The organism is Candidatus Kuenenia sp. (assembly GCF_039794105.1).
In the GTDB taxonomy this organism is placed as follows: Bacteria; Planctomycetota; Brocadiia; order Brocadiales; family Brocadiaceae; genus Kuenenia.
In genome coordinates this window covers 248,665-270,842 of record NZ_JBDIWA010000001.1, presented here as the reverse complement: position 1 = coordinate 270,842, position 22,178 = coordinate 248,665, and the positions used below count along the sequence as shown (strand labels likewise).

19 protein-coding genes and 5 tRNA genes are annotated in these 22,178 nt (G+C 40.1%); all 24 read right to left on the bottom strand.

The window, feature by feature from the left end; genetic code table 11:
- Positions 1–26: 26 nt before the first annotated feature.
- Positions 27–308, bottom strand: coding sequence for a 50S ribosomal protein L23 (rplW, locus tag ABJL82_RS01085; RefSeq protein ID WP_347272830.1), 282 nt, complete (start codon positions 306–308; stop codon positions 27–29).
- Between the two features lie 18 nt (positions 309–326).
- Positions 327–938, bottom strand: coding sequence for a 50S ribosomal protein L4 (rplD, locus tag ABJL82_RS01080; protein WP_347272829.1), 612 nt, complete (start codon positions 936–938; stop codon positions 327–329).
- A gap of 19 nt (positions 939–957) precedes the next feature.
- Positions 958–1,584 carry a 50S ribosomal protein L3 gene (gene rplC, locus ABJL82_RS01075; protein ID WP_347272828.1) on the bottom strand — a complete coding sequence of 209 codons (627 nt, stop codon included), beginning with the start codon at positions 1,582–1,584 and terminating at the stop codon, positions 958–960.
- Positions 1,585–1,621: 37 nt separating this feature from the next.
- Positions 1,622–1,930, bottom strand: a complete 309-nt coding sequence (rpsJ, locus tag ABJL82_RS01070; protein WP_099325888.1) for a 30S ribosomal protein S10 — start codon at positions 1,928–1,930, stop codon at positions 1,622–1,624.
- A 91-nt stretch (positions 1,931–2,021) separates the two neighbouring features.
- Positions 2,022–3,224: an elongation factor Tu gene (gene tuf / locus ABJL82_RS01065; protein WP_347272816.1), complete on the bottom strand. Its 1,203-nt coding sequence runs from the start codon at positions 3,222–3,224 to the stop codon at positions 2,022–2,024.
- Between the two features lie 36 nt (positions 3,225–3,260).
- Positions 3,261–5,318, bottom strand: a complete 2,058-nt coding sequence (fusA, locus tag ABJL82_RS01060; protein ID WP_347272827.1) for an elongation factor G — start codon at positions 5,316–5,318, stop codon at positions 3,261–3,263.
- Between the two features lie 21 nt (positions 5,319–5,339).
- On the bottom strand, positions 5,340–5,822 hold the full coding sequence (gene rpsG / locus ABJL82_RS01055; protein ID WP_347272826.1) for a 30S ribosomal protein S7: 483 nt from the start codon (positions 5,820–5,822) through the stop codon (positions 5,340–5,342).
- 25 nt (positions 5,823–5,847) lie between these two features.
- Positions 5,848–6,219 carry a 30S ribosomal protein S12 gene (gene rpsL / locus ABJL82_RS01050; RefSeq protein ID WP_347272825.1) on the bottom strand — a complete coding sequence of 124 codons (372 nt, stop codon included), beginning with the start codon at positions 6,217–6,219 and terminating at the stop codon, positions 5,848–5,850.
- A gap of 14 nt (positions 6,220–6,233) precedes the next feature.
- Positions 6,234–10,343 (bottom strand): DNA-directed RNA polymerase subunit beta', encoded by a 4,110-nt coding sequence (gene rpoC, locus ABJL82_RS01045; RefSeq protein ID WP_347272824.1) that lies wholly within the window; start codon positions 10,341–10,343, stop codon positions 6,234–6,236.
- A 155-nt stretch (positions 10,344–10,498) separates the two neighbouring features.
- Positions 10,499–14,191, bottom strand: coding sequence for a DNA-directed RNA polymerase subunit beta (gene rpoB, locus ABJL82_RS01040; protein ID WP_347272823.1), 3,693 nt, complete (start codon positions 14,189–14,191; stop codon positions 10,499–10,501).
- 37 nt (positions 14,192–14,228) lie between these two features.
- On the bottom strand, positions 14,229–14,645 hold the full coding sequence (gene rplL, locus ABJL82_RS01035) for a 50S ribosomal protein L7/L12 (protein ID WP_347272822.1): 417 nt from the start codon (positions 14,643–14,645) through the stop codon (positions 14,229–14,231).
- 35 nt (positions 14,646–14,680) lie between these two features.
- Positions 14,681–15,208 carry a 50S ribosomal protein L10 gene (gene rplJ, locus ABJL82_RS01030; protein ID WP_347272821.1) on the bottom strand — a complete coding sequence of 176 codons (528 nt, stop codon included), beginning with the start codon at positions 15,206–15,208 and terminating at the stop codon, positions 14,681–14,683.
- Between the two features lie 35 nt (positions 15,209–15,243).
- Positions 15,244–15,924, bottom strand: coding sequence for a 50S ribosomal protein L1 (gene rplA, locus ABJL82_RS01025; RefSeq protein WP_347272820.1), 681 nt, complete (start codon positions 15,922–15,924; stop codon positions 15,244–15,246).
- Positions 15,925–15,970: 46 nt separating this feature from the next.
- Positions 15,971–16,396, bottom strand: a complete 426-nt coding sequence (rplK, locus tag ABJL82_RS01020; protein WP_347272819.1) for a 50S ribosomal protein L11 — start codon at positions 16,394–16,396, stop codon at positions 15,971–15,973.
- Positions 16,397–16,411: 15 nt separating this feature from the next.
- Entirely contained in the window at positions 16,412–16,960 is a 549-nt protein-coding gene (nusG, locus tag ABJL82_RS01015) for a transcription termination/antitermination protein NusG (protein WP_347272818.1), read from the bottom strand.
- Between the two features lie 140 nt (positions 16,961–17,100).
- On the bottom strand, positions 17,101–17,562 hold the full coding sequence (gene secE, locus ABJL82_RS01010) for a preprotein translocase subunit SecE (protein ID WP_347272817.1): 462 nt from the start codon (positions 17,560–17,562) through the stop codon (positions 17,101–17,103).
- A 44-nt stretch (positions 17,563–17,606) separates the two neighbouring features.
- Positions 17,607–17,683 (bottom strand) — tRNA-Trp (locus tag ABJL82_RS01005).
- Between the two features lie 24 nt (positions 17,684–17,707).
- Positions 17,708–17,857 carry a 50S ribosomal protein L33 gene (gene rpmG, locus ABJL82_RS01000; RefSeq protein WP_099325875.1) on the bottom strand — a complete coding sequence of 50 codons (150 nt, stop codon included), beginning with the start codon at positions 17,855–17,857 and terminating at the stop codon, positions 17,708–17,710.
- 28 nt (positions 17,858–17,885) lie between these two features.
- Complete coding sequence (tuf, locus tag ABJL82_RS00995; RefSeq protein ID WP_347272816.1) at positions 17,886–19,088, bottom strand: elongation factor Tu; 1,203 nt, start codon at positions 19,086–19,088, stop codon at positions 17,886–17,888.
- Between the two features lie 146 nt (positions 19,089–19,234).
- Positions 19,235–19,309, bottom strand: a tRNA-Thr gene (locus tag ABJL82_RS00990).
- A 418-nt stretch (positions 19,310–19,727) separates the two neighbouring features.
- Positions 19,728–19,798, bottom strand: a tRNA-Gly gene (locus tag ABJL82_RS00985).
- 491 nt (positions 19,799–20,289) lie between these two features.
- Positions 20,290–20,374: transfer RNA gene (locus tag ABJL82_RS00980), tRNA-Tyr, on the bottom strand.
- Positions 20,375–20,496: 122 nt separating this feature from the next.
- Positions 20,497–20,568, bottom strand: a tRNA-Thr gene (locus ABJL82_RS00975).
- Between the two features lie 408 nt (positions 20,569–20,976).
- Positions 20,977–22,122: a chorismate synthase gene (gene aroC / locus ABJL82_RS00970; RefSeq protein WP_347272815.1), complete on the bottom strand. Its 1,146-nt coding sequence runs from the start codon at positions 22,120–22,122 to the stop codon at positions 20,977–20,979.
- Positions 22,123–22,178 lie beyond the last annotated feature (56 nt).

Genomic DNA, 22,178 nt, shown 5'->3' with positions numbered 1-22,178 from the left:
GAACTTTTTACCTCAAAGTTAAAACTTTAATAGCCGAAATCAATTGTATGCCCTTCTTTTAAAGCAACAATAGCCTTTTTTAATTCTTTTGTTTTACCCTTTATAAATTTAACTCTTCTTTTCTTGCTCTTTTTTATCAAGGTCCTTACACTGTTTACTTTAACAGCAAAAATGCCCTCTATAGCATTTTTTATTTGAATTTTGTTCGCTTTTAAATCTACCTCGAAATGATAGGAATTCGTTTTCTCACCATCTGAAACGCTCTTTTCAGTTCTTAGAGGCCCCTTAATAACATCGTATTTGTCCATATAATTTAGTACCCCTACCTAACTCAAACTATTCAATGCTTGTTTGGTTATTAATATTTTCTTTGGCTTAAGAATCTCATATGCATTTAAATCATGACACTCCATCATTCTTACATAAGGGATATTTCTTGAAGATTTCAAAAGAGATTCCGTGGCTTTTGATATCACAATCAAACTACTTATTCCTGCCATTCCAAAAGATTTTAGTAACGAAACCATTTGTTTTGTTTTCGGCGAAGCAAAATCTAATTTATCCACCACCACCACTTCGTTATCTTTAATCTTAGACGACAGTGCGGAAAAAAGTGCCTGCTTTTTTGCCATTTTCGGAATAGAATAAGAGTAATCCCTTGGTTTTGGCCCAAATGCAACACCACCACCCCTCCAGATAGGAGACCTACTACTTCCAGCCCTTGCCTTACCCGTATGCTTTTGCGCCCACGGTTTTTTCCCTCCCCCAGAAACCTCCGCCCTTGTTTTCGTTGAAACCGTCCCCTGCCTTTTATTTGCCTCATACATCTTTACCACATCCCTTAAAAGTTTATAACGTACAGGAGAATCGGATATGCTATCAGGAACCCGCATATTTTCTATTTCTTTTCCATCATCATTGTATACTATTATTTCCATACTTCCTCTTACCCTAAAATTATACAATTTTTTTTATTATTAGATAACTACCTTTATGCCCAGGAACAGCTCCCTTAACAAAAAGCATATTTTTTTCCTTATCAACCTTGACAACATCAAGATTCTTAATTGTAACACGCCCTCTACCAAGCTGTCCCGGCATCTTTTTCCCACGTATGACTCTTCCAGGATCAGTCCCTGCACCAACAGAGCCAACAGAACGATGCCTCGTAGACCCATGCGTTTGCGGGCCTCCCTTCATACCCCACCTTTTCATAACACCGGCAAAACCTTTTCCCTTTGATATACCTATAACATCAACCAATTTGACATCTTCGAATATATCCAATGTGACCGCCTGCCCAAGATTGATATCAGCAACAGTATCCTCCAGTTTCACCTCTTTAACAAACCTGCCTGGAAGCAAAGACGCTTTAGCTGCATGTCCAATTTCCGGCTTCTTCGCTCTTTTAATTTTTTTTTCTTTGTACCCAAGCTGCACTGCAGAATACCCATCATTTCCCAACGTTTTTATTTGCAAAACATTACAAGGTCCCGTCTTTATCAACGTAACAGGAACCAGCACCCCATTGTCAGTATAAATTTGGGTCATTCCTACCTTCTCACCTAATAAACTATTTAACATTTCAATCAAACCTTACGCTATTAAATTTCTATAAAAGTTATGCTTTTATCTTGATCTCTATACCAGCAGGCATGTTAATCCGATTCAACGCATCCATCGTTTTCGCTGTAGGCTCCAAAATATCAATCAATCTCTTATGAGTCCTTACCTCAAACTGCTCCCTAGACCTCTTGTCAATATGTGGAGATCTTAAGACGGTGTATCTTTCTATGCGAGTCGGCAAGGGAACAGGACCAAATACCTTTGCACCAGTACGCTTTGCCGTTTCAACAATTTCCAGCGCCGATTGGTCTAATATTCTATAGTCGTATGCTTCCATTCGTATTCTAATTTTCTGATCCAACACTTCTACGCTCCCATAAAGGCCTAAACCTCCAAAAAACTCAAGTTACTAAGGCTATCACATATTTACAAAAAATCAACTCAATAATTATAATTTATGCAACAATTTTTGTAACAACACCTGCACCCACTGTCTTCCCACCTTCCCGAATTGCAAACCGCAGCCCCTCATCCATCGCTATCGGCGTCACCAACTCTACATTAATCTTCACATTATCTCCTGGCATTACCATCTCAGCACCACCTGTCAATGTAACAACGCCGGTAACATCCGTCGTCCTAAAATAAAACTGCGGTCTATATCCATTAAAAAAGGGCGTATGTCTTCCCCCTTCTTCCTTGGTCAATATATACACCTCCGCTTCGTATTTAGTGTGCGGCGTTATACTGCCAGGTTTCGCTAATACCTGACCACGCTCCAGATCATTCTTCTCTACCCCCCGCAGCAACAACCCCAAGTTATCCCCCGCCTGACCCTCATCCAACGTCTTATTAAACATTTCCACACCAGTAACCACAGATTTCTTTATATCCGGCTTAATCCCTACGACATCTACCTCGTCTCCTACCTTCACCCTACCCTTCTCAACCCTACCTGTTCCAACTGTCCCACGCCCTTTTATGCTAAACACATCTTCCACGGACATCAAAAACGGCTTATCTATTTCCCTTACAGGATCAGGAAGATAAGTATCCACCGCATCCATTAGTTTCAATATCGGACCACAGTTCGCACATTCCGCACCTCCGCACCCACACTGTGCCGCCTTCAGCGCAGAACCCTTCACCACAGGTATCTCATCCCCCGGAAAATCATATTTACTCAATAGCTCCCTTATTTCCATCTCTACCAGCTCCATCAGCTCCTGATCCTCTAACATGTCCACCTTATTCAGGAACACCACAATCTTGGGAACTCCCACCTGCCTTGATAACAATATATGCTCGCGGGTCTGTGGCATCGGACCATCCGGCGCACTTACAACCAATATCGCTCCATCCATCTGCGCCGCGCCCGTTATCATATTCTTTACATAATCTGCATGCCCAGGACAGTCCACATGCGCGTAATGCCTCTTCTTCGTCTCATACTCCACATGCGATATCGCTATCGTGATACCCCGCTCCCGCTCTTCAGGAGCCTTGTCTATCGAATCAAACGGCCTATCCTTCGCCAACCCCTGCTTCGACAATACATGCGTTATTACAGACGTCAGCGTTGTCTTACCATGATCCACATGCCCTATCGTACCTATGTTTAAATGCGGCTTAGTTCGCTGAAATACTTCTTTAGCCATTAATTTAAACCTCCAATATTTTGATTTATGAATACGTTATGTAACATTGCCAACAGATTTTGCAGGCGCCGGTCTGTACTCTAAAGGCTCCATAGTAAAAGTGCCTCTTCCTTGGGTAATGGAACGTAATGTCGTCGAATAACCAAACATTTCAGCAAGGGGGACTTCACCTTTAATAATCCTTATATTTCCCTTGGTTATCATTTCCAAGATATTTGCTCTGCGACTATGAACTTCTCCTATCACATCACCCATGTATTGTTCCGGAACAGTTATTTCAATAGACATTATTGGTTCCAACAATATGGAATTCGCCATTTCAACACCTTTTCTAAAAGCAATACATGCCGCAGTGTAAAAAGCAAGATCAGAAGAATCTACAGGATGCGTAGAACCATCTATCAAAGTTACTTTGATATCAATCAATGGCGGACCGCCGGCAACACCAGTTATCGCAGTATCACAAATACCTTTTTCTACAGATCTCACATATTGCCGTGGGATTTTACCACCGACTATAGCATCAACAAAAGTGACCGGTTCATCACCTTCTTTAAATGGCTCCACAGTTATCCATACATGACCATATTGTCCATGTCCGCCAGTCTGTTGAACGAACTTTCCTTCCACCTCAACTTTTTTCCTAATCGTTTCACGATATGATACCTTTGGCGCACCAACATTTGCGTCCACATTATACTCGCTCAACATCCTGTTTTTAATTACTTCCAAATGCAACTCTCCCATCCCGGAAATAATCATCTGACCGGTTTCCTTGTCCAAGTGCATCCTGAAGGTAGGGTCTTCTTTCGCCAGCCTCGCTAGCACCATCCCCAGTTTTTCTTTTTCTTTGTCCGACTTCGGCTCGATCGCCATTGAAATCACCGTATCTGGAAATTCCATCTTTTCTAAAATTATAGGATTGTCCAGATCACAAAGCGTATCGCCGGTAACTGTATCTTTGAGGCCAATCACGGCGCAAATTTCACCGGCTATTACCTCGCTAACTTGCTCTCTATTTGCCGCATGCATTTTATATATACGGCTAACCAGCTCTTTTTTATCTTTTCCCGAATTTAACACCCTCGTTCCGGAGGTTAACTTTCCAGAATAAACCCGTATAAAAGTCAAATCGCCATGTTTATCAGAAGCAATTTTAAAAGCCAACGCACAAAACGGTTCTTCCACAAACGGTTTTCTGGAAATTTCTTTATTAGTTTTTGGATCAATACCTACAATGGCCTCTTTATCCACTGGCGATGGCAAATAATCGCATACCGCATCAAGTAAAAGCTGCACGCCTTTTTTCTTAAATGCCGATCCACACAATACCGGAACAAACTTTAAATTTATCGTCCCTTCACGAATAGCCTTCTTTATTTCTTCTGTTGTGATTTCTTTCCCATCTAAAAACTTTTCTGTAAGCCAATCAGTGTGTTCTGCCAAGGTTTCAATCAGCTTCTCCCGCTCTTCTTCTGCCTTTTTTTGGTATTCTGCAGGAATTTCTTCGTCAGAGAAATTCATACCCATTTTATCTTCTTCGTCTGAATATATCCTGGCTTTCATACGAACTATATCAATTAATCCTCTAAAATTCGACTCATTGCCAATTGGTATTTGTATGGGAACTGCCGCGAATCCAAGCCTTTCGTTAATTTCGTCAACAACCTTATAATAATCTGCACCTACTCGATCCATTTTGTTTACAAAACAAATCCTTGGCACTTTATATCTGTCCGCTTGCCGCCATACGGTCTCCGACTGCGCCTCTACCCCACCAACACCGCAAAAAACGCATACTGCGCCGTCTAAAACCCTAAGAGATCGTTCCACTTCCATAGTAAAGTCGACGTGACCAGGAGTATCAATCAGGTTAATCTGATAATCCTTCCAACTACACGTAGTAGCAGCTGCAGTAATAGTAATGCCTCGTTTTTGTTCTTCTTCCATCCAGTCCATGGTAGCGGTGCCTTCATGAACCTCACCCATCTTATGAGACTTTCCTGTGTAATATAGTATACGTTCGGATGTAGTTGTTTTCCCCGCATCAATATGCGCAGCAATTCCAATATTTCTTAATTTTTCGAACTTCATCTTTTTTTAATCTACCCTCAATTAAAACTTCGACCATGCAAAATGTGCAAATGCCTTATTTGCCTCTGCCATTTTATGCGTGTTTTCTCTTTTTGTTATTGATATACCTTGTTTTTTATATGCATCCATCAACTCATCTGCCAAGCGCTGAAACATAGGGCGTCCTTTTTTGCTTTTAGCGGCTTCTATTATCCAGCGTATCGTCAAGGCGACCTGTCTTTGTCTCGGGACTTCAACAGGTACTTGATATGTGGCACCTCCCACACGCTTCGACCGAACCTCGACCAAAGGCTTAACATTATTTACTGCGGTTTCAAAAAGCTCAATAGGAGCGACATCAGATACTTTTTTTTCTATCAGATCCATAGCACCATAGAATATCTTTTCTGCCGTACTCTTCTTTCCTTTTTTCATAAGGCAGTTAATAAATTTTGTTATCAACTTACTCTTATATTTTGCATCCGGTTGTAAAAATTTCTCAGTACTTCTATACGCAAGAGCCATCTATTAAATTCTCCAAAATTAAGACCTATTTAGGGGTTTTAGCGCCATATTTAGACCTGGATCGTTTTCGGCCATTTACACCGGCACAATCCAATGTTCCACGGACTATGTGATATTTAATACCTGGTAGGTCTCTAACCCTCCCCCCCCTCACCAATACGATTGAATGTTCTTGTAAATTATGACCTTCGCCTGGAATGTAAGCACTTATTTCCCTGCCATTTGACAACCTCACCCTCGCAGCTTTTCTCAAGGCTGAATTTGGTTTCTTCGGAGTTCTCGTCATTACTTGAAGGCAGACACCCTTTTTTTGAGAACATTTTTCTAAATCGGGGCTTTTACTTTTATTTTTTGTTTTCTTTCGACCTTTTCTTATTAATTGATTTATTGTAGGCATATCTCCCCCGCTATTTATAATGTTGGTTCTAATAACTCTTCTTTTTGCTTGCTTGCTTCCTTGATTGCCACCTCACTTGTAGCAATTGCACAAAGTGTATTGTACGACTTATATCCGGTACCCGCGGGCACCAAATGACCAAGAATTACGTTTTCCTTTAATCCTACCAAATTATCAACTTTTCCTTCAAGCGCAGCTCTAGTCAATACTTTTGTTGTCTCCTGAAAAGAAGCTGCAGAAATAAAACTATCCGCCTGCAGAGATGCTCTCGTAATACCCAACAATAAAGGTTTTGCGGTTGAAGGTTTTCCGCCCATATCTTTTATTTTCTTATTTTCTTCTCTGAATTTAAATTTATCCATAATTTGTCCCGGAAGGAGATTCGTATCCCCCGCATCCTCTATTTTTACTTTCCTAAGCATTTGACCAATTATTATTTCTATATGTTTATCATCAATCGGTACGTTTTGAGACCGATAAACATTTTGAACCTCTTTTAACATGTAAGTCTGCAATTCTTCCTCGCCACATATTCTTAAAATGTCCTGCAAAACCAACGGGCCTTCCACAAGTGGGTCTCCAGCTTTAACATGATCACCCCTATGTACCTTTAAATGCTTACCTCTTGGAACAAGGTGTTCGCTCTCCATACCACCTTCTCCTCTGACAATAATAGTTCGCTTACCGCGCCTTTTTTCCCCCAACTCCACGACCCCTTCTATTTCACTCATAACTGCAGGGTCTTTTGGCTTTCGTGCCTCGCAAATTTCAGCGACTCGCGGTAACCCACCTGTTATATCTTCCGTCCTGGAAATCTCTCTCGGTGTTTTCGCAAGCAATGTACCCGGCGTAACCTTCTCTCCCTCCTCAACCTCCAGATGAGCCTTTTCAGGTATTGGATACAACCCTGAAATCTTACCATTCTCATCCTCTATAATTATTTGCGGGTGCAAATCACCCTTATGTTCCATAATTACTTTACGTTTAAATCCGGTGGACGCATCGGATTCTTCTCTGACAGTTTTGCCTATTTCAATATCTTCAAAACGAACAGACCCTGACATTTCCGCTAATATAGGAACCATGTGGGGGTCCCAGCGGGTCAGTGTTTGGCGAACAGCAACACTATCGCCTTCTTTAACTAAAACTTCCGCACCAAGCACTACAGAATGCTTTTCGATTTGTCTCTCTTTTGCATCTATAATTAATAATTCACCTTTTGAATTAATAGCAACATTTTTTTCCTGTGGATTTTTAACAACATTCAAATTATGGTACTTAATTTTGCCAGAACGTTTTGCTTTTGTCTCAGAAGCTTCTACCGAGCGAGTGGCGGTACCACCGATATGGAAAGTTTTCATTGTTAGCTGGGTACCAGGCTCACCAATTGACTGAGCTGCAATTATCCCCACGGCCATACCTTCCTCAACTAGTCCTCCCCTTGATAGATCCATTCCATAACATTTCGAACAAAGCCCCAGGGACATTTCACACGTAAATGGAGACCTTACCCTTATTTTTTCGTATCCCAAAGCCTCGATCTTTTTAGCTTTTTCTTCGGTAATTAAATCGTTTTCTCTGATAATTACCTCGTCTTTAACTAAATCTACAATATTGTTTCTTGCAACCCTTCCAGTTATAGTCTTACTTAGGGGAACCTCCACTTTTTCCCCCCTGTAAACTATACTTTTTGTAATGCCGTTCTTGGTACCACAATCTAAAGAAGTAATCACTACATTCTGAGCAACATCCGCCAGTTTCCTTGTTAAGTATCCAGAATCCGCAGTTTTTAGCGCTGTATCCGCTAACCCTTTTCTAGCACCGTGAGTAGAACTAAAATACTCCAACACACCTAAACCCTCTCTAAAATTTGCCTTTATTGGGGTTTCTATGATTTTTCCAGAGGGCTTCGCCATTAAACCACGCATTCCAGCAAGCTGTCTCAACTGCTGTGAACTTCCTCTTGCCCCTGAAGCAGACATCAGATAGACAGGGTTCAAATAAGGTTTACCTCCTCTTGTATCATTTTTAAGAGCACCCATCATTTCTTCGGCTATTTTTTCGCCAGCGTATGTCCAAGCATCTATGATTTGATTGTAGCGCTCTCCTTCCGTAATAACACCTTTTCTGTATAACTTCTGTATCTTTTCTATTTCCAACTGCGTTTTATCAATTATTTCACCTTTTTTTTCAGGCATTTTAACATCACTTATTGAAAATGATAACCCCGCCTTCGTGCATTCTTTAAATCCAATCTCTTTTACATCATCCAATAAAGTAATGGTCTTCTCTCTTCCGATCATTTTATAACAATCCTGAATTATCCTGCTTATTCCCTTTTGATCTAAAGGATAATTGTAAAAAGGAATTCCTTCAGGTAATACACTATTAAATACAACACGCCCAGCAGTCGTTTCGCACAACCCGCAAACTGGTTCTTCTTTTCCCAAGCGATCGTTAACAACAGTGACCTGTTTTAGTTTTATCTCAATCTTGTCGTGTAGGTGTAATTTATTTACAGACAGGGCATATATTACCTCTTCATTACCACTAAATCTTTTTAGTTTTTCCACCGCCTCATTCTGTATGCTGGCAGTTAAATAATAACATCCTAATACAATATCCTGTGATGGCACAATAATTGGCTCTCCTGAAGCTGGAGAAAAGATGTTATTTGTAGACAACATAAGAGTAATTGCTTCCGTCTGTGCTTCAATAGACAACGGCAAATGAACCGCCATTTGGTCACCATCGAAATCGGCATTAAACCCCCGACAAACCAGCGGATGAAGCTTTATTGCATTACCTTCCACAAGTATAGGCTCAAACGCTTGTATACCCATTCTATGAAGTGTGGGAGCTCTATTAAGCAACACCGGTCTCCGCTTCACCACTTCTTCGAGAATATCCCAAACTTCTTTGTCCTTCCGACTCAGCATCTTTTTTGCACTTTTGATTGTATCCGCATATCCAAATTCTCTTAATCTTCTTATTATGAATGGTTGAAATAGTTCTAACGCTATTTTCTTTGGTAATCCACACTGATGCAATTTCAGCTCAGGTCCCACAACAATCACAGAACGTGCAGAATAATCCACGCGTTTACCAAGTAAATTTTCTCTAAATCGACCTTGTTTCCCCTTTATCATATCAGTAAGAGACTTCAATGGCCTATTGTTGCTTCCGAGAACTGGACGTTTCCCCCTCGTATTATCAAATAAAGCATCAACCGCTTGTTGAAGCATTCTTTTTTCGTTTCTTATAATAACTTCGGGTGCATTAAGATCTATCAGCTTCTTAAGTCGATTATTTCTGTTAATAATTCTTCTATATAAATCATTCAGGTCTGATGAAGCGAAATTGCCGCTTTCCAACAACACCAATGGTCTCAGGTCTGGCGGAATAACAGGAATCGCACTCAAAACCATCCATTCGGGTTTGTTATCCGAATCCCGAAAAGCTTCTACAATTTCTAACCTCTTTATTATTTCTTTAGCACGTTGCTTTGAACGGGTGCGGCCAAGCTCCTCGCGCAGTTCATTTGACAGCACAACTAAATCAATTTTTTGCAATAACATGCGTATTGCCTCGGCACCCATTGCCGCCACAAAAGACTCTTCACCAAATTTCTCTTTAGTTGTTTTATATTCCTCTTCACTAAGCACCTGATATTCTTTGAGTGTTGTACTGCCTGGGTCTATAACCACATAACCCTGAAAATAAATGATTCTTTCCAGCGACGTAGTTTTCATTCCCAAAAGAGTACCCAAACGTGAGGGCATTGCCTTAAAAAACCAAATATGAACGATAGGTGCTGCTAAATTTATATGGCCCATCCTCCTTCTTCTCACACGCGAATGGGTCAATTTCACACCACATCTATCACAAACAATTCCCTTATGTTTAATGCCCTTATATTTACCGCAAAAACACTCCCAATTACGTTCAGGGCCAAAAATACGCTCGCAAAATAAACCATCTTTCTCTGCCCTATATGTACGGTAATTTATAGTTTCAGGTTTCTTAACTTCGCCATAAGACCAACCGCGGATATCTTCCGGCGAAGCCAGCGATATTTTAACCGAACTATACTCATTTATTCTTTCGTAAATTATTTCTGTCATATGATAATCTCAAATAGTACGCACAAATCTAAATATTAAGCGCAGTACTTCAAGCTCTTTTTTATAAAATTTTTAATGTAATATCTCGATCCTTTAATATTACTTATATAAACCCACAGCTTTCAAACTAATATCCAAATATTCATCATAAAATGCTATACTTTTAAAACATCCATCTTTTTCTTTTCTAATTTTAGATTTAATCCCAACCCCGCTATTTCATTTGAAAGCACCTCAAAGGATGCTGGGGTGCCAGCCTCCAATGTGTTTTCACCCTTAACCATTGATTCGTAAATCTTCGTCCTTCCTTCTACATCGTCACTTTTCACAGTAAGCAACTCTTGCAAATTATGTGCAGCACCATAAGCCTCCAACGCCCATACTTCCATTTCACCAAATCTCTGCCCGCCAAACCTAGCCTTTCCTCCCAGAGGTTGTTGAGTAATCAGCGAATATGGACCTGTCGCTCTTGCATGTACTTTTTCATCAACCAGATGGTGAAGCTTTAACATATACATATAACCCACAGCAACTTTTTGCCCGAAAGATTCTCCAGTACGTCCATCATACAACACTGCCTTTCCATCTTCCGGCAACTTTGCTTCTTTCAGTGTCTCCCGTATCTCTTCCTCTAAAGCACCTTCAAAAATAGGAGTAACTGCCCTAAAACCTAACTTTTTAGCTGCCCATCCTAGATGAGTTTCCAGAATTTGCCCTACATTCATCCTGGACGGCACGCCTAATGGGTTCAGCAGCATCTCTACCCTGGTTCCATCTGCCAAAAAAGGCATATCTTCTTCAGGAAGTATCTTGGAAATAACTCCTTTGTTACCATGCCTGCCGGCCATTTTATCACCAACGGAAAGCTTTCTCTTCGTTGCAATGGAGACCTTCGCTAGTTCCAAAACCCCTGTAGGCAATTCATCTCCGCGCTTCAACTGGTTTATTTTCCCATCTCTCTCTTCTTTTAACTCCTCCATTTTTCTTTTGTATTCCAGTGAAACTTCTAATGCCAGTTCCTTTTTCTTTTTACTACTAAATGCGATATTTTCAATATTAAAATGATCTTCCATTGCAAGTATCGTTTTTTCAGACATAGCCCTCTCTGTTTTGTAAACCTGACCGGTTTGAACATCTACAAGAGCTTCTTCAATCTCTGCATTTATAGCTTTTAACATCTTTGCAAATTCTTTAGCAATAACCTCGTTATACTTTGACTCTATCTCACTTACCTCACCCAATATTTTCTGTCTTTTTTCTTCTGAAATATACGACTTTCTTGAAAATACTTGCGTATTTATAATAATGCCTTCCATACCGGATGGGACTTCCAGCGATTCATTTTTAACATCTTCACCAGCACGTCCAAATATTGCATGTAACAGTTTTTCTTCGGGCGAAAGTTCACTCCTGCTTTTGGGCGCTATCTTCCCTACCAAGATATCTCCGGGTTTCACCTTTGTTCCAACCCGAATTATCCCATTTTCATCCAAATTTCTTAGTGCTTTCTCTGAAACATTCGGAATATCGCGAGTAAATTCTTCCCTACCCAGCTTTGTTTCACGTATTTCTACTTCAAATTCATCTCTGTGTATAGAGGTAAATCTATCATCTTTTAACAAGGCTTCACTTATCACCATAGCATCTTCAAAATTGTATCCATCCCATGTCATAAACGCTACTAATACATTTTTACCTAAACTAAGTTCACCATTATGTGTAGCCGCCCCGTCAGCGATGACCTCTCCTTTTTTGACTTTTTGCCCTTCAGTGACTATAGGTTTCTGATTTAGGCAAGTACCTTCGTTTAACCCAACAAACTTTCTTAGTTTATAAATTTCATTGTTATCAATTACAATTTCATTTGATGATACCTTTGTAACAGTTCCGTTCTTTTCCGATTGAACAGTCATGCTTGAGTTTTTGGCGACAACCCGTTCCATGCCCGTTGCAATAATAGGAGGTTCTGTCTTCAGCAGAGGGACAGCTTGCCTCTGCATATTCGACCCCATTAGAGCTCTATTCGCATCACTATGTTCCAAAAATGGTATTAAACTTGCGGAAACACCGACCATTTGTTTAGGAGAAACATCCATATAATTTACATCTTTGAAGGCCGTGTGCTTAAAGTCGCCATCGTGTCTACACAGCACATCCGTCTTGCCCAACGTATCTTTAGCACTGATTAAAACATCAGCCGGTGCTATCAAACGACCCTCTTCCTCGTCTGCCCGTAAATATATTATATTTTTAGAAGGTTTTCCTTTTTCAATTAAACGATATGGTGTAATCAAAAAACCGTACTCATCGATTGTTGCGTATATACTTAAAGAAGCTATCAAACCAATGTTTGTACCTTCTGGCGTTTCTATCGGACACACCCTTCCATAGTGAGAAACATGCACATCCCTCACCTCAAATCCAGCCCTCTTCCTATTCAAGCCTCCAGGTCCCAACGCACTTAACCTTCGTTCATGAGTTAACTGTGCCAACGGATTTGTTTGGTCTAAAACCTGCGAAAGCTCGCTTCGGCTGAAAAAATAATCGATCGCCGAAAATATGGTTTTCGAATTTACCAAAGAACGCGGTGTTAATTGTTCTGTCTCTTTTACACTTAACCTTTCCTGTATGGTTCTTCTTAGTTTCAAAAACCCCTTTCTCAACTCTTCACCAACAAGCTCGTCTATCGTCCGAAGTCTCCTGTTGCCTAAATTATCTATATCGTCAATTGATGCCCCCGGGGTACCTTTCCGCAACTTCATCAAATACCTAATAGCCTCTACAAAATCCTCTTTTTGCAAAGTCATTTTAGATGAATCGATATCATGACCCATTTTCCTATTTAACCTAAATCTGCCTACAGGCCCCAACCTATATCTTTTTTCATCAAAAAATTTATCATAAAATAACTGCCTTGCTTTTTCCACTTGCTGCGGGTTGCCTGGTCTGAATCTTGCATAAATTTTCAACAATGCATCTTCATGGGACTTTGTAAAGTCTGACTCCAGAGAATTTAATATTAAGTTGTCTTCTACTTTTTTTATCACATTTACTTTCTTTATTTCCAGGTCTGTGATTGCCTTAACCGTTGAATCAGAAAACTGACGACCCGCGTCCAGCAAAATTTCCCCAGTTTCAGGATTAACAACCTGCTCTGCAGTAAACCTACCTCTCAACTTTGCAGCCACATCATAATCAGCGATTTTCACCGTTTCTACTTCATGAAACAACCGAATAATATCCTCATCATTTGCGTATTCTGCGGATAACGCCCTGAGAAAACAAGTAGCGGGTAATTTTCCACTCTGATCAATCCTGACAGTAAGTACATCCTTTTTACCTACCTCCAACTCAATCCAACTTCCTCGCTCAGGAATTATTCGGCAAGAATGTAATCTTTTTTCTGCGTAAAATTCTTCTATAAAATCTACCCCTGGCGAACGATGCAACTGTGCAACAATCACCCGCTCTGTACCATTAATAATAAATTCTCCGCCACCTATAACAACAGGAATCTCACCCAGATAAACCTCTTCTTCTATAGGTTCATCTTTATCCAAACGCAACCAGACGCGAAAAGGCCGCCCGTATGTCAATCGCAACTGGCGACATTCGTCTTGTGAATAGCGAGGTTTTCCTAACTCATATTTAACATAATTTAATGTTATGTTGCCATCGTAGTTACTAACAGGAAATATCTCTCTCAATATAGCCTCAATACCAACATTTTTCCTTTTCGATGCTGGAATATCCAACTGCAAAAAGTCCATATATGCTTTCGTTTGAATCTGTGTAAGACTTTGAAGCTCTATTACTTCGTCTACTTTACTGTAGTTTCGTATTTCCATAAATTTTCAGAACTTTAAAAGTTGGCAAAAAAACTGTTTATTTTATTTCTACTTTGGCACCAGCTTCTTCTAATGTTTTTCTAATCTTGTCTGCGTCTTCCTTCGTCACTCCTTCTTTAACAGCCTTAGGCGCACCTTCTACAAGATCTTTCGCCTCTTTGAGGCCTAAATTTGTTTCTGCTCTAACCGCCTTAATTACTTGAATTTTGTTAGCTCCGACCTCTTTTAGAATTACATCAAAAGATGTCTTCTCTTCTTCTACGGCTGCCCCGACTCCTGCTATTGGCATACCAACAGGCATTGCGGCTACTGCAGATGCGGAAACACCAAATTTCTTTTCGAATGCTTTTACTAATTCAGATGCCTCCAACAGTGTCATCCCCGATACTATATCTAGTACTTGTGCTATTTTCCCCGTTACATCGACTTCTTTTTCTTCCATTATTTGAGTCATTTTACACCCCCTAACTTTCAGAAATCATATACAAATTACCCATTACTTTTTTCTTTTTGTGTTTTTATCTCTTGAAGTATAGTTGCCAAACCGCGCAATATACTGTTAAAAGCGGTTGCCACCCCGACTATTGGAGCATTTATACTCAACACTATTTGGGATCTAAGCACTGGCAAGGAAGGAAGCTTCGCCAAGCTCTTAATAGAATCAATTGATAGTGCCTCTCCCTCAAAAAATCCACCTTGCAACGTAAAAAATGGCAAATCTTCAGAGTATTTAACTGTTTCTTTTGCCATTAATACTGGATCGTCCCCGCCACTTATGATAGCAGAAGGACCATTTAGCAAACCAACTATTTCCGTCTTGCCTATTTTCTTAAACGCAACCGCTGCAAGAGAATTTTTAACAACCTCCATAAGTATCTTCTTCTGCCATAATTCATTTCGCAACTGATTAAACTGCAAAGCAGTTATACCTCTATAACCGACTACCAGATAGCTACTCTTATCATCATAACGAGAAATCAGTTCTTTTATTGTAAGTTCTTTTAATTCATTTGGCATTGTTCTGTCTATTCCCTTAGCTACACATTTTAAAATTAAATTTGCAACATTACGCCAGGACTCATCGTTGAAGAAAGCGAAATCTTCTCTATATACACCCCTTTTGCAGCCGATGGACGCAAGTTCAATATATGTTTAATAAATGTGTTTATATTGTCGGCAAGATCTGCAACTGAAAACGACAGCTTTCCAACAATTGCATGAACATTTCCACCAGCATCATTTCTAAACTCAATTTTACCTGCTTTAAATTCCCTAACAGCTGTTTCTACATCGTCAGTTACAGTTCCCGATTTGGGAGAAGGCATTTTACCCTGAGGGCCTAACACTTTACCTAATTTACCGACTATTCTCATCATATCTGGAGTAGAAATTGCAACATCAAAATCCCCCCATCCCCCCTCAACCTTTTTCACCAAATCTTCAGCACCAACCTCTTCCGCTCCTGCATCTTTCGCAATAGTTGCTTTTTCTCCAACGGCAAAAACTATCACCTTTAAACTTTTGCCAATACCCCTTGGCAGAGATATCGCACCTCTAACAAGCTGGTCTGATTGCTTTGCATCGATACCCAACTTAATTACGACTTCGACACTTTCATCGAACTTTGCAGTCTTAAAAGATTTAAGATGTTTTAAGGCATCCTCTAATTCGTATTTTTTGTTTATATCTATATGTTTTAAAGATTCTAAATATCTTTTACTTCTTTTTGGCATTTTATAAATCCTTCTGATTAAACACAACTTCCCCCATTTTTATACACTAATCCACAATTTTAAGCCCCATAGTATGAGCAGTTCCCTCTATTATCTTCATTGCACTTTCTAAATTACTAACATTTAAATCTGCCAACTTTCTAGCAGCTATTTCCTTAATTTGTTGTTTGCTAACTTGCCCAACCTTCTGCCGATTTGGCTCTGGCGAACCTTTAACAATACCTGCGGATTGTTTTAATAGCACAGAAGCCGGCGGAGACTTAATTATAAATGTAAACGTTTTATCTTTAAAAACAGTAATCTCTGCAGGAGTTAAAATCCCCTGCAAATCTTTCGTTTTATCGTTAAACTGCTTCACAAATTGCCCGATATTTACTCCATGCTGCCCAAGTGCCGGACCAACCGGAGGTGCAGGGGTTGCCTGCCCTGCCGGACACTGCAATTTGATTTTAGCCAAAATCTCCTTTGCCATTACATTCTCCTACCTTTAAATTGACTCTACCTGCCAATATTCTAATTCAACTGGCGTTGCCCTTCCGAACACGGTAAGCATAACCTTAACGCGGCCACTCGCAGGCAAAACCTCTTCAACTATTCCATCATAATTCTCAAACGGTCCTTCTTTTATTCGTACCTTCTCGCCTTCATTAAATTCGATCTTTGCACGAGGCCTTTCTTCTTTCTGCTCCAGATCAGAAAGAAGTTTTTCAACCTCATATTTGGTCATAGGCACAGGCTTACTCTGGCCGCCAATAAATTCCCCTGTGCCTGAAGTTTCGCGAATCATAAACCAAACTTCCTTTGGAATTTGACCTTTTTCGTCTACCTCAATCTCTACCATTATGTATCCTGGATATATTTTGCGGTCAGATACCCTCTTCTTACCACCCTTAACCTCAGAAATTTTCTCACTCGGCACCAGTATGTTTGTAATCAGGTTCTCCAAGCCCTGCGCTCTTATACGCTCTACTAAATTGTCCCTGACTTTATCTTCTCTATTGCTTTGCACACGCAAAACAAACCATTCCTTTGGCATCTATTTATAAACCTATAAAAACCTAAAAATTCCACGTCTAAAATTCAATTCGGTTGCATCACGTATAATCAAGGAATGAGTAAAACGCGGCGAAAAACCTATCAAAAGTCGTCAATCGGCACACTTACGCTATGCAGGCTTTATAGCACTCCAATATACTCCATAAAGAAGGATACGACCCAGTCTACGCCTAATATAAAAAATCCTATGATTACCACCGATATAATCACAACGATCGTGGAGCCAACCAACTCATATCTTGTAGGCCATGATACTTTCTGAAGCTCGTTTTGAGTTTCAACCAAAAATTCTACTGCTTTTTTTCCGCCTTCATCAATAGGCCTCAACCCAGTTTTAAAGCCAGCAACCAAGATACAAATCAAATACCCCAGAAAAACAAAAAGCGCGACCGAACAAATTAATCCCCATGTGAGCTCAATATCTACAAGGGGAACTCTCGCATTTTCAGATATATTTGGCAATCCTATCAAGACATTGTACAACGAAATGGAAGCAAACAACGCTAGCAACCCTAACGCAATACCAACAACTATCCTGCTATAAGATCCTTGACCCTTCTTATGAATAGCAAACAATGACATTAGCTTATCTTATTACTCTTGATCTAAGATTGAAAATAATTAAATGGCAGGTCTGGAGGGATTCGAACCCCCAACACCCGGATTTGGAGTCCAGTGCTCTACCAATTAGAGCTACAGACCTTTAGTTACACCCAAACACAGAAAACTACTTTTTATATTCCTTGTGGAACACATGCCTTCCACAGTTCTTACAAAATTTCTTCAGTTCCAACTTTTCCGCCTGCTTTGCCTTTTTAGGCGTTCTATAGTTCCTGTTGGAACATTCACGACAAACCAGGGTAATATACTCTCGCATCAACAAACCCTCAAAACCACATTATAATTTATGCAACAATTTTTGTAACAACACCTGCACCCACTGTCTTCCCACCTTCCCGAATTGCAAACCGCAGCCCCTCATCCATCGCTATCGGCGTCACCAACTCTACATTAATCTTCACATTATCTCCTGGCATTACCATCTCAGCACCACCTGTCAATGTAACAACGCCGGTAACATCCGTCGTCCTAAAATAAAACTGCGGTCTATATCCATTAAAAAAGGGCGTATGTCTTCCCCCTTCTTCCTTGGTCAATATATACACCTCCGCTTCGTATTTAGTGTGCGGCGTTATACTGCCAGGTTTCGCTAATACCTGACCACGCTCCAGATCATTCTTCTCTACCCCCCGCAGCAACAACCCCAAGTTATCCCCCGCCTGACCCTCATCCAACGTCTTATTAAACATTTCCACACCAGTAACCACAGATTTCTTTATATCCGGCTTAATCCCTACGACATCTACCTCGTCTCCTACCTTCACCCTACCCTTCTCAACCCTACCTGTTCCAACTGTCCCACGCCCTTTTATGCTAAACACATCTTCCACGGACATCAAAAACGGCTTATCTATTTCCCTTACAGGATCAGGAAGATAAGTATCCACCGCATCCATTAGTTTCAATATCGGACCACAGTTCGCACATTCCGCACCTCCGCACCCACACTGTGCCGCCTTCAGCGCAGAACCCTTCACCACAGGTATCTCATCCCCCGGAAAATCATATTTACTCAATAGCTCCCTTATTTCCATCTCTACCAGCTCCATCAGCTCCTGATCCTCTAACATGTCCACCTTATTCAGGAACACCACAATCTTGGGAACTCCCACCTGCCTTGATAACAATATATGCTCGCGGGTCTGTGGCATCGGACCATCCGGCGCACTTACAACCAATATCGCTCCATCCATCTGCGCCGCGCCCGTTATCATATTCTTTACATAATCTGCATGCCCAGGACAGTCCACATGCGCGTAATGCCTCTTCTTCGTCTCATACTCCACATGCGATATCGCTATCGTGATACCCCGCTCCCGCTCTTCAGGAGCCTTGTCTATCGAATCAAACGGCCTATCCTTCGCCAACCCCTGCTTCGACAATACATGCGTTATTACAGACGTCAGCGTTGTCTTACCATGATCCACATGCCCTATCGTACCTATGTTTAAATGCGGCTTAGTTCGCTGAAATACTTCTTTAGCCATGAGCTACCCCTTTTATCTTAATATTTTCACCCTTATATAATTGCCCAAAATATATTTCCTTAAAAATCCCCACTACACATATTCACAAATTTAGCAAAGATCACAACACACTGCATAGCAAACGCAAGCGCTGCCTGTATTTTATCTGGAGCTGCTGATGGGATTTGAACCCATGACCTCGTCCTTACCAAGGACGTGCTCCACCACTGAGCTACAGCAGCAATTGCTCATTCTTCAACAAAACACAGATATCGTTATATTTAAGCTACACTTGTTTTTTCAAAAAAGCCAGAATTTATCAAATATAACAAAAAAAATACAAATGTCAAACAAAATAAGCCGGAATCCATAAATTATCTAATCAGTCTAAAATCAAGAAATCTCAGAACACCAATTGCATCCAAATTGCCCGGCAAAAAAAAACTTCCGTCTGGAATGGTTTATATTGATTTGAAAATATTGCAAAAGAAAAATTTTTTACATTTTAAACCCTTGCATACTTAAGCATGGCAAGATTAAACCCAATGCCGATGAAGAATTACAAGATACATTCACGATGCAACGTATACGATATTAATAAGTAATATGTTGAAAATAAGACTTACCCGTTAAAGATAAATTGTATATAAATTTTTCTAAAGCGGGCGATGGGAATCGAACCCACATGACTAGCTTGGAAGGCTAGGGCTCTACCATTGAGCTACGCCCGCAAACAAATCAACATTTATGACATTTTTTCAAAAGACATCAAAAACCAGGAGGTTTCATGAGAAAGTTGAGATGCCTAAATATTATTCAAAAAAAACGAATGTTTTGCTGTCAAGCCAATATGGCAAGTATGTTCCGGAATAACCCCTTTTTAGTTTTCCCCCGTCCAGCAACCCCAAGAAAACTGTCTGTCCGTCAAAAAAAAGGTTCGCAGACAATTTATTGAGACTATGTATAAACTCAAAATGGATATTGCGTGATTACTTTGCTGACTAAAATTTTTAACTTTTGGAAGGTCATTCAGAAATCATCTATTGCTACACCTTAAAATAGCATACAAACTACGTCACTATTTAAAATTTCAATACCGAAGAAAGAAATGCAAACAGCAAGATTTTTTTTCCGTTTCAGAGAGGCCTCGTAACTGTTTTACTGTTTTTGTTCTGGTAAGTTGCATTGTTTTAGTTTTCTTCAAACATAAATATAACATGTATGGTGGGTGGAGGAGGATTCGAACCTCCGAAGGCTATGCCAACAGATTTACAGTCTGTCCCCTTTGGCCACTCGGGTATCCACCCATTTACTACTAAAAATCTTAATTTAATGTTTTTCTAAACAAAATACATTTGGCACAGATTATACGTCCAATAACTTTAATTACAATAAAATCTTTTAGTTATTAAGAAATAATAAATTACAAAGCTAGCGGTGGGACTCGAACCCACAACCTGCGGTTTACAAAACCGCTGCTCCGCCATTGAGCTACGCTAGCACAGCGAAATTTCGATGATATCAAAACATTAACATTATTCAAGCAAAATTTGTACTTATGCCAATTTGTTTTAAAGTTTTTAATAGTTTCTTACTAAATGAGGGCAGATATCTATATGTAAAATTGCTTTGTAAAAAAACGCAGCAAAAAAATATTTTAAAATCGGACACCAGGCAGGGCATAAACTTAAAACTTTTCCATATTTTTGCACCCACGAAAGACAAGCGACCCTGAGCCCTTTGCAAAAATACCAAGGAGTAAAAATGCACTTTTGCAATAAAACGTCTGTAATGTCAGCGCCAGCGATTCCTTCGTTTCACCGTCAAAGCTTTTCATGCCTCCAGGTTTCAACGAGAACTCGCAAATAACTATTCTAAAGTTAACTCCAAAGGTCTTTAAGAAAATATGTCATTGTAAGATATTTTCAATATAGCCCTCATAATTTCTTTTCATTTCACCAATGCTATCGCCTCCAAACTTCTCCATAAAAGCCTTGGCTATTTCAAAAGCTATCATTGCTTCACAAACAACAGATGCGGCAGGAACCGCACAAATATCTGATCTCTCATACGAAGCGGCTACCGGTTCCTTTGTCAGTAAATCAACAGATCTTAAAGACTTTTTTAATGTTGGGATAGGTTTCATATACGCTCTTACAACAATAGGCTCTCCGTTGCTTATCCCACCTTCTATCCCCCCCGCATTATTTGTCAGCCTTTTAAAACCTCCGGTTAATGTCTTTTTTCGCTTCGGATACTCATAAAATATCTCATCATGCGCTTCCGATCCAAGTTTGTTTGCAATGTCAAAGCCAGTACCGATTTCAACCGCTTTAATCGCCTGAACAGACATAATTGCAAAAGCAAGCCTTGCATCCAATTTCAAATCCCACTGCGTATGATTCCCAATCCCGATAGGTAAACCATTTGCCACCACCTCTATTATTCCGCCAAGTGAATCACCCATTTCAACCGCCCGTTTTATCTTTTCAACAATTTTATTTTCGATTTCACGATCAATGCAATATATTGCGCTATCATCACGGATTTTGACCGCCGTCTCTATAGTATCTTCTAATTGTTTTTCAGCATTGATTCCTCCGATACCTTTGACATAACCAAAAACCTTTATCCCAAAATGCGAAAGCAATATTTTACACACAGCACCAACTGCTACCCTTGCGGCAGTTTCCCTTGCGCTTGCACGCTCCAATATATTCCTTGCATCTTTATGTCCATATTTTATTACGCCTGCCAAATCCGCATGACCAGGGCGCGGTCGTGTAACAACAGGAAGCGCATCAATCTTATAATCGCTGTTTTTTATCATTAAACAAATAGGGCTGCCCAAAGTGATATTATTTCTTACCCCTGAAAGAATTTCTACACAATCTGCTTCTATTTTCATTCTTCCACCTCTGCCAACACCTCCTTGCCTGCGCCTTAATTCCCTATCTATCAATTCTTTATCAAGAAAAATACCCGCCGGGAAACCTTCCAAAACAGAAACCAGGCATTTTCCATGAGATTCTCCTGCTGTTTTAAAATATAACATTCAACGCCTCCGGTAACGATAAATTATTAATTGCTTAATGCAATTTAGTTGTGCTA